The sequence below is a fragment of the Streptomyces sp. NPDC096040 genome (assembly GCF_040303265.1).
Taxonomy (GTDB): Bacteria; Actinomycetota; Actinomycetes; order Streptomycetales; family Streptomycetaceae; genus Streptomyces.
The window spans coordinates 235361-248591 of sequence record NZ_JBEOTA010000013.1 but is presented as its reverse complement, the minus strand read 5'-3'; the positions used below and the strand labels follow the sequence as shown (position 1 = coordinate 248591).

Sequence of the window (13231 nt, the reverse complement as noted above, 5' to 3'; positions counted from 1 at the left end):
GAAGGTGATCACCACCATCCCGGACCCGGCCGCCGCCAGGGCCCCGGACCGCCTGGATCGGGACTTCGTCGCCCCTGCCCCGAACCGCACCTGGGTCGCCGACTTCACTCACGTCTCCGCCTGGGCGGGCGTCGTCTATGTCGCCTTCGTCGTGGACACCTTCTCCCGCCGCATCGTCGGCTGGTCCGCGTCGATGTCGAAGGAGACCCAACTCGTCCTGGACGCCCTGGACATGGGGCTGTGGCAGCGCGACCGCGATGGTCGCCCGCCCGTCCCCGGCGAGCTGGTTCACCACTCGGATGCGGGTTCGCAATACACGTCGTTCCGCCTGGCCGAACACCTCGACGCGGCCCGGATCGCAGCCTCCGTCGGCTCGGTAGGTGACGCGTATGACAACGCCCTCATGGAGTCGACGATCGGCCTGTACAAGACCGAGGTCATCAAACCGATGCGGCCCTGGAAGACGCTCTCACACGTCGAACTCGCCACCGCCGAGTGGGTCGACTGGTACAACCACCGTCGGCTCCACGGTGAGATAGGGCACATCCCACCCGCCGAATACGAAGCCAACTACTACAGAGCAACCACGAAACCCCAGCTCACAGCCACCACCTGAGATCTCTATCGAACCCGGGGCGGTTCACACCGACCGCACCACCCCGCCCCCGGGCGCCTTCACCGGGGGGCCGCCCCAGCCGCCTCACCCGAGGAGACAAGGCGACGACCACCGGCACCGCCGCTTGACACAAGAGCACGTGCGTCGCCATCCAGGCGAGCTGACCGGTGGCAGTCCGGTGCTGCCCGGTTCGCATGCCGGCCCGCTCGTGCGGCTGACGCGCCCCACTCCTGCATGAGCTTCCACGGCGGAGCGAGCCCACCTACTCGCCCTCCCCGCCGTCCTGGCACCGCCCCAACGCTTCGCGACCGGCTTCCAGGAGGCTGCCCATCGCGTGCACCGTCCTCCCGACGACACCGCGGTGGCCCTCTCGTTCCTCTGGTCGTTCCCCTGGCCGGAGGCCGACTCCTCCACAAGCGCACGCCGTAGCGGCCGGGGACCGGTCGTGCCGCCACGGCACGACCGGTCCGAGCCGGTGATGGTGTGTCGGTCAGGCGGTGCCGCTCTCCCACCACCAGGAGCCGGAACCGTATGAGGGGTACTGGACACGGCTGTCCACGTGCTGCCAGGAGTGCGTGTACGCCTCGAGGCCGGAGAATCCGCACGTCTCGGCGATCTTGTAGACCTGGTACGTGGTGTGGCCGGAGACCACGATGTCCGCGGCGACCCCGTAACAGTGCATGCTGTTGGACGCGCCGCCCACCGAGGCGTTGTAGGCCACGCTGCGGAAGCCGGAGTTGATGGTGACCGCGCTGTTGCCCGCCTTCTTGCGCAGCGCCTCCAGCTTGTACATCAGTCGGCGCACGTTCTCCTTGACCTCCGCGGAGGCCACGTTGCCACCGCTGAATCCGGAACCGTCGTGGGAGGAGAACTCGCTCCAGTCGAAGTGCGCGGTGGAACCGTCGCTGTTCTCCAGGCTGTTGAGCACGTTCTGCGTCTGCGGTCCGACGACGCCGTCCGCGGTCAGTCCGTAGGCGGACTGGAAGCGTCTGACCGCGCTGTCCGTGGCCGGGCCGAAGGCGCCGTCCCAGGCGACGTAGGTCTGCTGCGCGCTGGACGCCGCCCAGCCACCGACCCGGATCTGCAACTCCTTCACGTCGGAGCCGGAGAGACCCTGCTGGAGAGTGCGGGTCCACCCGTAGGCCGAGGCCCTGCCCGCCGACCCGAGGTTGACGGCCGCCGCCGTTCCCAGTGCGGCCGTGAGGCCCAGCGCGCCCCGGAGCAGAGCGCGGCGATCGATGTTTCGGCTGTCTTGCGGCATGTTCATGAAGGTGACTCCTCTACTGGATTCCTGGAACTTCCGGTTACTGCATGGGCGCAACGTCACTGCAGGGCTGGAGCCTGACCACGTACCGCCGGCCGCCTCGCGCAGTGGTCGGCGGGTGCTCTGCTTGTGCCGGTCAGGCGACCAGTGCCTGCCAGGGGTTGGATCCGACGATGCCGTAGGCGCTGCCGCGCGCGAACGCCTGGAGGTCGGCGTCGGTGCCGTTGAAGGCGTCCTGCCGGCATGATCTCCCCAAGGTCGGGTCGGAACGGGTAGCTGGTGCACTCAGGCGTCCGGTACGCCGGTCAGCGGTTGCCGGCCGCTCGCGGTGGGCCGGGATCGGCGGACCGCGAACGCTTGGCGGCGCACCGGTTGCCGCGGTGCCGCAGGTGCGTAAAGGGAGCTTCGTGGACCTTGGATCTCGCGGCCGGTACGGCGGCGGGCCAGCCCGGCGACGTCCTCCGCTCGCCTCGGCTCGGTGGCGTGGGACGCGCTGCGTGGGTGAGATGCGTCGGGCATGCACGAGCCGGACGGCTCCCCACCTTTCAGTCGTTGTCGTTGTACAGGGCCGAGGGTCTGGCGACGCAGCCGATCGGCAGGAAGCCCCAGCCGAGGGCGGGGTCGCGGACCACCACAGCCTGGCCGTCACGTGTGGTGAAGCGGTACATGACGGTGCCGGAGGGGGCACCGGCGGCATCCGCCCAGTGACCGCCGTTGGAGGTGAAGTCGGTGCCGTAGAAGTAGTTGTAGTAAAGCGTGCACCCGGTGTTGGCGGACGAGGCGATGCCGTCACCGGTGGCGTGCGCCGGTGCGTTGTAGTCACGGCCGATGTTGATCCGATGCGACAGCATGTCCTTGGTCGTGTCGGAGCACGAGTCGCTGACACTACGGACGAACGTGCCCATGGAGCCCGGCATCGCCCAGCCGCACATGTTGAGCCTGGTGATGGCCCGGCCATAGTGCCAGTTGGCCGCGGTGGTCTGCTCGTTGTCGAACTCCCAGCCCGGCAGGGAGCGTCCCAGGTAGTAACCGCTCGGCTTGTTGACGATCCAGCTGCCGCCGCCGGCGATGGGCGCGCCGGTGCTCGGGGAGTTCGCGGTCTGGATCTGCCAGACATTCCCGGCCACCGCGGGGACGGTGGCGAGGGCGGTGAGGGCGGCGCCCGCCACCAGTGGGGCGAGAAGGCGCAGGGCGAAACGGCGGGGGCGGCGGAACATGCGTACTCCTTCGAGTTCGGGGGCGTTGACCGGGCGTGCGAATCCCCTCGTGTCCGTTCCTGGAGGAAGGCGGAGGCGGCCGCGACTCACCAGAAGCCACCGGGGAAGCGTGCGCAGGTCTGCCTGGGCTGAGGGCTGCCCCAAAGCGGCTCCGGCCGCGCAGCGGTGAGGGCTCTCCTGAGATGAGGTGGCATCGTCCATCAACTCCCCGGTGAGGAGAACGGTTGACGCGCGTAAACCTAGGGACTCATTGTCATGCCTGCAACAGTCACCGATTGAACAGTCCGTTACGGCCACGGTTGCCACAGGTCAGGCCTGCAGCTCAGCGTTGAGCACGTCGAACCACGGCCGTGAGCAACCGGCCGCGTAGGAGAGGAACGCCGGGCGAGCTTACCGGATCCCGGCGTCAGATAGCGGAATCCCCCGCGCAGCCCGCGTCGGCGAAGACCAGACCGAGGCCGATCGCGTGCGCATGCGACTTCTTCCTGTCCGCAGGGGGATGACGCCGAATCATGCCGTGGGGTCGGCTGCTGTGAGTGCGCCGAGGGCGCTGGCCTGTGTGCGCCAGTCCGTCTGGTTCGGGGCGACGCCGGCCCACCGCTGGCCGAGCGCGTTGAGTGAGTCGCGGTCCGTGGCCCACAGGGAGTCCGCCTGCCGCTGGATGTAGGAACGGTAGGTGGCTGAGCCGGTCGCCTGCTGAAGGTCGTACAAGCAGCGGATGAAGATGCCCTTGAACTGCTTCTGGTTGTCGTCGCAGGTCGCCTGGCCGACATCGCAGGACTCGGTGAGCACCCCGTTCATGGTCAGTTGCGGGCTGGACATCGCCGCGTCGGCCAGCGTGCGGGCAGTGGTCAGCAGCGAGCCGTCCCCGGTCGCCTTCGACGCCTCCAGCAGGCCGCCGACGGCCAGCCCCTGGTTGTAACTCCAGACGGTTCCACCGTTGTTGCGGCAGTCCGAGGTCAGCCCGTCGTTCACAAGGCCCGAGGAATTGATCAATCCGCTGGAACGGAACCACGTCGCGGCTGTCGTCGCTCGCTGCCCCCACACGGTGTCGCCGCTGACGCGTTCGTGCAGTGCCGCGGTCAGCCAGAGGTACAGCCCGTTGGTCACCGCGTTCTTGTACGTGCGCTCGCGATCCCACCACACTCCGCCACCGCAGGTGCTGGTGTCCCAGTACTGGTGCACGTAGCTGGTGATGGTCACCGCTTCGTGCAGATAGCGGGGATCGTGGGTGTAGTCGTACGCGTCGAGCCAGGTCACCGCCCACCACGCGGCGTCGTCGATGGCCCGGCTGACGAAGTGGCCCTCGATCGGGTCCGTGCCGCGCGCGCCGGCCGGGAAGGTTCCGTCGTTCTGGTCGAAGGTGCGCGCGACAACCCAGTCGTAGTCATGCGTTCCGGTGCGCCGGGCGAAGTCGATCAGCGCCGTGAGGGTGGCGGCGGAGTTCCACCAACTGCCTTTCCACCAGCCCTCGTACGGGTTGTACGACGCCATCAGCGCGTCCGCCGCCGCACGCGACCTGGACGGCACCGGCCTCACCCACGCGGTGCAACTGCCCTCCTGGTGACTCGCCTCCCGGCCGCAGGCGCGCACCGCGCCGCCGTAGAGCAGACCTCGGGGGTCGCGGGTGGCGAACATCGAGGTGCGGGTCGCGGTCGATCCGGCCGGCACGCTGGTGCGGCCGAGCGAGGACCCGTCCGGCCAGTCGCTCCCGCCGCTCCAGGAGCGGTTCAGCCATATCTCGTCGGCCGAGCCGCCGCCTTCGATGCTTCCCCAGGCCATGGAGTTCCTCTGGTCGAGGTGCAGTCGGATGGTGCGGCCGTACAGGGAAGTGGCGAGCACGGGCTGGTCGTCGCCCGCGGCCTGCCCCGGGTCGACGCCGTCGCAGAAGGTGTCGCACACGGTCGGGTAGGCCCAGTTCGTGCAGGCGACCGCGTTGGCGTCACCGCAGGCACGTACCCAGCCCCTCCGATGGTTCACGGGATCGGTGATGTCGTACATCAACGTTCTGGTTCCGGTCCATGTGCTCGGGATGCTCGCCTTGCCCAGCAGCGGCTCCCAGGTCGCACCGCCGTCCCAGGAGCGGTCCAGCCAGGCGGAGTCCCCGGTGCTTCCGTCGTCGATGCTCGCCCATGCCATGTCGTCCGCGTCCGAGACGTGCAGCTCCAACCGGCGGCCGTTGATGTCCTTGTTGGGCACCGGGAAGCCTTCCTGCCGCGCCAGCGAGGGATCCCGTGTGTCACAGAACAGGGCACACACCGTGGTGGCGGCAGAAGCGGTCGTCGACACCGGGACCAGGACCGCTGCCGCGACGACGGTCACCAGGAGGAGCCTGAGCAGCTGAACGACCGTCGATGTCCGGTGCCGCTCCGCGTGCGGCCGCCACGCCCGTCGGCGAATCCGGCCGTCGGGCGTCGGCGCCGGTGCTGACCGTCCGAGGTGGGCGTCCGGCGCGAGTATTCGCGAGCAGTGTGCGACAACGTTGTCTTCCCGCATGGGCATCGAAGCCGCCTCATTCTCGTGGTGGCAAACCTGCGAGCGGGCGCGCACATGGCGAGCGGCGGCCTCGCCGGGTCAGCCGGAACCCGCGGACTGGTCCATACCTGTCGGGGAGTGAAGCGCCTTGACGAGCCCCTGTCAATCAGGGCGGGCCCACTTGCGACCGCCGCCTTGAAGTCCCTCCCCTCCCCTCCCCTCCCCTCTCCCTCCGTCCGAACCGGACGAACAGGGGCCCAGCTCTTGGGTGGGAGAGAGCCGGGCCCCAGGTGCGCAGAGCTCCTGCGCGCACCTCGGCCACTGCGAGGGACCCGAGGCCGGACCCCGGAACGCCCGGAACGCCCGGAACGCCAACGCAGTGGCACGGACTGAGACTAGGACGGCTGTCGTTGATCGACCCTCCAAGATCCGAAGCCACTTCCCGAACCGCGCGGCCGGCGCGGGAGCGGCCGCGCCGGGCGACCGGTCGAGGTGTGTCAGGAGGTCAGCGTGTGTGAGGGCAGTTCCCCGAAGCGGGCGCGGTAGTGCTGGGCAAAGCGTCCCAGGTGGTTGAAGCCCCAGCGGTAGGCGATATCGCCGACGGTCGTGTGGGCGGGGTCCCCCTCGGCCAGCTCAGCACGCACCCGTTCCATGCGGACCTCGCGCAGATAGGCCATCGGTGACATGCCGACCTGCCGACGGAAGCACTCCTGCAGCCAGCGCTCGCCGACTTGCCCGACACGGGCCAGCTCGGCGGCAGTGAACGGGTGCTCCGGGCTGGAGCGCACGGCGTCCATAACCCGCTGTACGGGCCGCTGGATCCCGGCCTCCGCAGGCCGGTCGAGCTCCTGCCGATAGGGATGATCCACGGCCAGCAGCAGACCGGTCAGCAGGGCTTCCCGCATCTCAGCGGCGAGCAGTGGCTGCCGCAGCAGACCCCCTTCGTTGCCCGCCTCGCCGATGACCATCCGCACCAGCCGCGCCCAGCTCCGCCCCGTCCCCGACGCCACGTCCATGCTGCGGGCCAGGTGAAATCCCGCGCGCACCGGCCTGCCCAGCATCCCTTCCAGATGGCGCTCGAGCACGCGGGGCTCGATCTTCACCGCCAGCATCCGGCCCCGCTGCAACCGCTCCAGCACCGTGCGCCCCTGAGGCCGGAACACCGCCGCACGACCCGGCCTGGTGACAAGAGGGTCCAGCTCCCCCTGGCGCCACACCATGCTCCCCGACACAGGGATGTCCACCTGATGGGCTCCGAGATCCCCGAACCGCAGCCGTACGTCGGCACCGAACGCGACTTCCCCGACGGTCAACGGCCCCAGCCTCACCACGTCGAAGGCGGCACTGAAGACGTGGTCCGTCTCGAGCCGGTCCATGAAGTTGGCGTAGTACGTCTCACCGAGCACCGTCCGCGCCTCGTCCAGATCCGCAGTGCTGAAGGAGACTTCATGGGGAGAGCCGGTGTCCTGACGTACTGCGTGGACGTCAACGCGTGTGTTCATGAAGGTCATTTTGAAGTGCGCGCACGCTGTCCACCTGGAAGGCAGCCGCAGGCTACACCCCTGGGGGCTCGGCCAGTACAACTGTCCTACTTCAGCGGGGAGTCCACGCTACCGACCACGGCAACGAGAGGCAGAGCCCGGCCCTGGAGATGACAGAGGGCCGGGCCCGGGGTGCGGTGAGTACCCGCGCGCACCCTTCCCGCCGCCGACAGACCGCGGCACCGGTCGACGAAGGATCACCGCCGCCCGGGCCGCGGTGCAGCAGCGCACAGCGAGACTAATGCGACTGCTGGGGGGCGGCGCTCCCGAATGCGAAGCCGTTTCCCGAACAGCGCGGCGGACACGTCCAAAGGCCTGACGCGACGGATTCGTCCCTTCCTTACCGGCGGAACTCTCCAGTGTCCGGCCCGGCTGAAGGGAGGAGCCGTTCACATGGACCGCGTATTGACCTCGACGGCCAGATCGTTGTTCACCGTGTAGTAGGGGCGGACCTCGTACTCCCCGTACTTCCCGAGCCGCGTGGCGGGGTAGTCGAAAATCTCCTTGCGGTCCGGGATGTCGTCGAACAGCTTGCCGATCCGCACCTTGTCCGCGTCCTTCTCCGGTTGCACGAACACGTCCCAGGCGTACGGGCCGACCGGCTCCGGCCGCAGCAGCTTCGCGTAGTCGACGCGGAAGGAGAACTCGTGTTCGTCGGCCTGTCGTAGCGGCAAGGGGTGCAGGGTCCGCTCCTGGCGGTGTCGCAGCGCGACGGTCGCACGAGGTCCCAGCCGCCTGCCGTGCAGCCGCGCCGATACGGTCATGCCCTCGCTGTCGACACGAAGCGACTGCGTCTCCGCGTGCGCCGTGCGCAGCCAGGTCCGCACCGCCAGGTAGCCGTCCTTGGTGGCATACGGGATGCGGACGGCCACCGGAGAGGTCCACTCCCGTCGGCTGCCGTCGAGGAGCAGCCGCAGGTCACGCAAACCGGGACGTGCCCGTCGTTCGTCCTGGCCCTGGTCGACGACACAGACGTCCCATCGTCCCTCGGCGAGCGAAGGCAGGTCGGACTGCACCGCGGTCCAACGGCCTTCCGATGACTTCTCAAGGGCCAGGACGTGAAACGGCTGCTCCTCGGCGGCCGTGCCCGCGGGCTTGGTTCGCCGGCGCAGCAGCAACCGCGGCTCACGCGCCTCCGGCAGCTCCAGCGACCAGGTGATGTTCCCGTCTTCGTCGATGGTGCAGTGACAGCGTGGCTCGTGCTGACGCTGGTCTTCGGTCATCGGCAGGAACCCCGTACTCTGCGCAGCGCGTTGCCGGCCGCCACGTGGGCGCCGTCCTTGAGGGCATGACTCCTGCTCGTCAGCGCCCGGCCCAGACCGGGGCCGGACAGGGTTCCCGGGCCCTCGCCCGTTACCGGCTCCAGCAGTGAATCGATCAGTTGCTCCGCCTGACGCACCACAAGGGCGGGAGAGAACCTCCGGGCATGGCGGACTGCGGCCTGGCCCATGCGGCGACGCAGGGAGTCGTCCTCGATGAGCTCCAGCAGCGCCGCGGCGAGGGCGTCCGGATCACCCACCGGCGTCAGACGCCCGTCGACTCCGTCCTGGATGATCTCGGCGGGCCCATGCGGACAGTCGGTGCTGACCACGGGCAGACCGCAGCGCATCGCTTCCACGATGGTCATGCCGAAGGGCTCGAAGTCCGACGCGGCGAGGCCGATGGATCCTTTGACCCACTCGGCTTCGATGGGCGTGGCGGCTCCCATGAGGAGCACGTTGTCGTGGAGCCCGAGCCGCCCGATCAGCTCACGCAGACGCCCGTGTTCCTCCCCCTTCCCGTAGATGCGCAGTTGCCAGTCCGGGCGCCGCGCGACCACGCGGGCGAACGCCTCGATCATCAGGTCGAAGCGCTTGACCGGTACCAGCCGCCCGGCGGCGACGACGGTCTTCGAGCTGCTGTCGGCGACCGGAAGCGTGGGATCGGGCACGCTGTTGGGCAGACACTGCAGACGCACGCCCGGCAGATGCATCTTGCGCCGGTAGGTGCGGGCGTCCGCCTCGGTGACGGTCGTCAGGGCGTCCAGCCGCGGATACGCCCGGCGCAGGACACGCCGCAGCCGTGGGGAATGGTTGTCCAGCGTCAGGTGCTCCTGCCCTATTCGCACGATCCGCCGTGGGCCCTGGAGGGCAAGCTGGACGTTGAGCCCGGGGCGCGTGGCGATGACGACGTCGCCGTCCGTGCCGTCCAGCCATTCCTCGATCCGCTGGTCCGTCAGCCGGCTGTACTGCCGGTAGCGGTACTCGGCCTCCGGGAAGACACGGGCCGACTCGAGGTGCAGGGGGTGGTCCTGCTCGGTCCGCAGGTCCACGAGGTGCCGCAGCCGGACTCGGGGCTCGAGTGTGTAGGTCGGTCTCTGTCTGTGTCTCAGCACGGAAACGATCTCGACATCGTGTCTCTCCGCCAACCCCTGGGCCAGATTGAAGGTGGTGGTGATCGTGCCGCCGATGCCGTAGGCGTTGTGGATGAGAAAGCGGATCCTCATGGCCGTCCTGACGTTTGTCCACCGCCAGAAGGTTACATGTAGTTGACGAAGAGACGAAAAATTGATGACCACTGACCGAACGCGTGCGACGCGAAATCGATGGCCGGACCATCGAACGGGACCGTGTGCGGTTGAATCACCGCTGCCGCCGTCGGCAGGCGGTGACGTCAGTCCTGGACGAGTTGGCCGGCCAGGCGATGCGCCTGGGCCAGCAGTGTTCCGTAGACCACCAACGCGTCCGGATCGTCGGGCACGGCTCCCGGCAGCTGTCGACGGAACTCGCCGAGCGCGCGGTGGAGCTCCCCGACCTCCTCGCGCAACCGCTCCGCGGCGCGGTCGTCACGGCCGCTGGGGGCGCACCGGGACTGACCGTACAGACGGATGGCGTGCGCGGTACGGCGGAGGAAGTCCGCGTAGGCATGGGTGATCCCCGTGGCCGGCCGGGCGTCCTTCCCGCTGTCCGCGATCTCCCGTAGCGTCCGGGTCACCCCTGCCGTGTGGACGGCGACGTAGTCGAGCACGGCCAGCGCATCGGCGTACGCCCTGTCGGGCGGGGCCGGAGTGCGTTTGCGGCGCCCACGGGGATTGACGCGCATGCTTTCGTGGCTCCAGCCGATCGCCGAACGAGCCTGGTCGACAAGGCGCCCCAGACGCAGTGCGCGCTCGTGCCAGTCCCGGGCGGCCCGACCGTCCCACTCACCGGTGGCCAGGCCGTCGGCCACCACATCCAGGATCTCCTGCGCCGCGCAAGCCGCGTACTCCAGCGCACGGCGGGCGTCACGCGTATGCACCGGAGGCCGGATCAAGGCGTTGACCACCACTCCGACCACCGCGCCGAAGACCGCCTCCGCGATACGGGCGGCCGACGAAGCGACGGTCACCTGGCCGGCGGTCAGCACGAACAGCGCGCCGGTGGCCGCGTAGATGCCCTGGCTGCCCAGGCGCTTCCACTGGCCCAGCAGCAGCGCTGCCGGAAGGACCAGGGCCATCGTGAGCATCGTGCTGTCCAGCAGCAGCGCCACCGCTGTCGCGACCGCCGTGCCCACCGCGATCGCCGCGAGCTGCTGCAGCCCGTGCGCGACCGACCGGTAGACCGTCGACTCCACCAGTACGACCGCGACCCACGGCGCGACGAACGCCATCGGAGCCTGGAGCCACCAGCCGACGACCGCCCAGGCCACCCAGGCGGCCAGCGCCGCCTTGGCCGCCTGCACCACCAGATCCCGCTCGGGGCCCGGACCGGCCCACGCCCGCGGCACCGCTGATGCGGCGGCCCCGGCCCACGACCGCACCGCCCCTGTCGGCCCGCACATCCACTCCATGCCACACCAAGTGCCACACCAGGGCCAGGACTCACCCGCTGACTGTGCCTTCGGGGCGGTACGTGACAACCGGCCGCGGCGCTCACCTCCGGGAAGCACCGGAAACGCGCCCGGGGTGATCACGTGAGGCCGGTGCGCTGCGGGTACTCGGGTCGGGGCGGCAACCGGCCGTGGCCCGGTCAACAGCCGAGGAGGGCGACATGACGACTCCTGATCCCGAACCCGAACGCACCCCGGGACTCGAACCAGGCGGAGGGGTATCTCCCGGTGAGACCCCTCCAGCGGAAGGGAGCACCTCCGGTATCTCCCACCCGGAGCCACCCGAACTGCGCAAGGGATGGAGCACGATGCCCCTGGTCCTGATCATGGTGGTGGTGGCCCTGATAGCGATCGGGCTGATCGCCATGGCAGTGGCCCTGTGAACGTGCGGCCCGCGCTCACCCGACGTAGCTGCGGGCCGACGACGACCGCCGGGCACGCTCCAGCGCCGTCAGCCGGTCCTCGATCTCCGGGGGCACCGGATCGCGCTGCCGCAGTACCCACGGCAGGCCGGCCGCCGCGTGGGCGAAGGCACGGGCGGAGGCCAGGTCGCGCGGAACGGTGGCCATCAGGTGGGCGGTACGCATGAGGGCGGGCACGAGCGGGCGGCGCAGCCAGGTGAACCAGAGCGTGTTGCGCAGCCCCAGGATCCTGCGTGCCCTGCTGTCCCGCAGTACGGACGCCTTGTGATGGACCGTCAGGTCTTCGGCGTAGCTCAGCCACCAGCCCTGCCGCTGCAGATCGGTGGCCAGCAGCTCCTCCTCGCCGCCGAACCACAGCCCCGGATGGAAGCCGCCCGCTGCCCGGAAGGCGTCGGTGCGCATCACGGTGGCGGCCGCGAGGAAGGACCCGAGGGCCGGCCCCGGCAGCCAGTCCGGGCCCGTGAGCGGGGATTCCTTCAGCTCCCGGACGACCGGATCCTCCGTGCCGAACGGCTCCACGAGGATGCGTGCGGTGACCGCCGCGAGCAGGGGCCGCTCGTCGAGCAGGTCCGCCGCCCGCCGCAGACTGCCCGGTTCCCACCAGGTGTCGTCGTCGCAGAAGGCGACGTAAGGGGTACGGATCCGGGGCAATGCCAGATTGCGTCCGACCGCGCCCAGGTTGCGGCCGGGCCGCAGCAACACGACGTCGGGGAAATGGCGCAGGACCGCTTCGGCGGTTCCGTCGGTGGAGGCGTTGTCGGTGACGACGACCTCCGGTCGTTCGGGGAGCGCTCGCAGCCGCCGGAGCGTGTGCAAAAGTTCGGCGCGCCGGTTGTGGGTGATCACCACCACGGTCGTACGGCGGTCCGGAGGGGCGGGTGCTGTGTTCCGTACGTTCATGACTGGCTGATCTCCTCCTGGGCGGTCGGCGTCCCGCCGTCCAGCAACCGGGCCGCGCGTTCCACGTGCGCCGGCAGCCGCCTGCGCCGCGCGAGTGCGGCGGGAAGCCGCGCCAGCACTCCGCGCAGTGCCCGGCGGGCCTCGGGCGCACCGGCCGCGGCGGCCGTCAGGCGCGCGCTGGCCCGCAGGGCGACGGGGAGCGGCCGGCGCAGCCACAGGGTCAGCACCTCGTTGCGGCGCTCCAGTTGGCTCCGGCCGACGCGGCCTGCCGGATCGGGGTGGTGGCGGGCCGTCAGTGCGGGCTCGTACGTGACTCCCCAGCCGCCGGCGGCGAGGTCGTAGGCGAGCAGGGTCTCCTCCCCGCCGAAGAAGAGCAGAGGGTGGTAGCCCCCTGCCGTGAGGAAGGCGTCACGGCGTACCACGCAGGCACAGCCCAGGAAGCCGAGCACCGGGCGGCCGGGCAGGTCGGGCTCCTCGGGCAGCGGTGAAGCCGCGAGTACGGCGTTGAGGGGGTCCTCGGCTCCGTCGGCGCCGACCAGGGTGCGGGCGGCCAGCAGGCCGAGACGGGGGTGGGCGTCGAGCAGGTCGGCCGCCCGCCGCAGTGCGCCGGGGGCCCACCAGGAGTCGTCGTCGCTGAACGCGACGTAGGGCGTCCGCGCGTGCCGCACGGCGAGGTTGCGGCCCAGGGCGCCGGTGTTCTCACCGGGCCTGAGGAGCCGGGCGGCCACGGGGTGCCGACGTACCGCGGCCGAGGTCGTGCCGTCGGAACCATTGTCCACGACGATCACTTCCGGGAGCTCCGGCAGGGCGGCCAGGGCGTCCAGCGTGCGCAGGACGCTCCTGGGGCGGTCGCGGGTGATCATCGCCACCGTGACGCGCCCGTCGGGACCTTCCGAGCGGGCGGGCGGCGCCTCGGGGACGGGCTGGTGGGCCACGAGCTTCATCTCCTT

11 protein-coding genes are annotated in these 13231 nt (G+C 70.0%); 2 read left to right on the top strand and 9 right to left on the bottom strand.

All coding sequences use genetic code 11. The features are described 5' to 3' along the window. The coding region (locus ABTY98_RS20160) for an IS3 family transposase (RefSeq protein ID WP_352222272.1) at nucleotides 1-616 on the top strand (616 nt) is incomplete at its 5' end. Between the two features lie 490 nt (nucleotides 617-1106). Here the strand turns inward: ABTY98_RS20160 and ABTY98_RS20155 are convergent. The 7 genes from ABTY98_RS20155 to ABTY98_RS20125 all read right to left on the bottom strand — a co-directional run bounded on the left by ABTY98_RS20155 (nucleotide 1107) and on the right by ABTY98_RS20125 (nucleotide 10911). Next, nucleotides 1107-1883 carry a D-Ala-D-Ala carboxypeptidase family metallohydrolase gene (locus ABTY98_RS20155; RefSeq protein WP_352222271.1) on the bottom strand — a complete coding sequence of 259 codons (777 nt, stop codon included), beginning with the start codon at nucleotides 1881-1883 and terminating at the stop codon, nucleotides 1107-1109. Between the two features lie 542 nt (nucleotides 1884-2425). After that, nucleotides 2426-3097: a hypothetical protein gene (locus ABTY98_RS20150; RefSeq protein WP_352222270.1), complete on the bottom strand. Its 672-nt coding sequence runs from the start codon at nucleotides 3095-3097 to the stop codon at nucleotides 2426-2428. Between the two features lie 510 nt (nucleotides 3098-3607). Next, nucleotides 3608-5419, bottom strand: coding sequence for a glycoside hydrolase family 76 protein (locus ABTY98_RS20145; protein WP_352222269.1), 1812 nt, complete (start codon nucleotides 5417-5419; stop codon nucleotides 3608-3610). Nucleotides 5420-6069: 650 nt separating this feature from the next. After that, complete coding sequence (locus ABTY98_RS20140; RefSeq protein ID WP_352222268.1) at nucleotides 6070-7074, bottom strand: AraC family transcriptional regulator; 1005 nt, start codon at nucleotides 7072-7074, stop codon at nucleotides 6070-6072. Between the two features lie 428 nt (nucleotides 7075-7502). Next, nucleotides 7503-8336, bottom strand: coding sequence for a transferase (locus tag ABTY98_RS20135; RefSeq protein ID WP_352222267.1), 834 nt, complete (start codon nucleotides 8334-8336; stop codon nucleotides 7503-7505). Next, entirely contained in the window at nucleotides 8333-9598 is a 1266-nt protein-coding gene (locus tag ABTY98_RS20130; RefSeq protein ID WP_352222266.1) for a glycosyltransferase family 4 protein, read from the bottom strand. Before ABTY98_RS20130 ends, ABTY98_RS20135 begins: the two co-directional genes overlap by 4 nt. Before the next feature lie 167 nt (nucleotides 9599-9765). After that, on the bottom strand, nucleotides 9766-10911 hold the full coding sequence (locus tag ABTY98_RS20125) for an aromatic acid exporter family protein (protein ID WP_352222265.1): 1146 nt from the start codon (nucleotides 10909-10911) through the stop codon (nucleotides 9766-9768). 209 nt (nucleotides 10912-11120) lie between these two features. On the opposite strand from ABTY98_RS20125, the gene ABTY98_RS20120 reads away from it, so the two are divergent. Further along, complete coding sequence (locus tag ABTY98_RS20120; protein ID WP_352222264.1) at nucleotides 11121-11342, top strand: DUF6480 family protein; 222 nt, start codon at nucleotides 11121-11123, stop codon at nucleotides 11340-11342. A gap of 15 nt (nucleotides 11343-11357) precedes the next feature. Here ABTY98_RS20120 and ABTY98_RS20115 read toward each other — a convergent pair whose 3' ends face one another. Both ABTY98_RS20115 and ABTY98_RS20110 read right to left on the bottom strand, forming a co-directional pair. Further along, nucleotides 11358-12281, bottom strand: coding sequence for a glycosyltransferase family 2 protein (locus ABTY98_RS20115; protein WP_352222263.1), 924 nt, complete (start codon nucleotides 12279-12281; stop codon nucleotides 11358-11360). Then, entirely contained in the window at nucleotides 12278-13225 is a 948-nt protein-coding gene (locus ABTY98_RS20110; RefSeq protein WP_352222262.1) for a glycosyltransferase family 2 protein, read from the bottom strand. Before ABTY98_RS20110 ends, ABTY98_RS20115 begins: the two co-directional genes overlap by 4 nt. Between the last annotated feature and the right edge of the window lie 6 nt (nucleotides 13226-13231).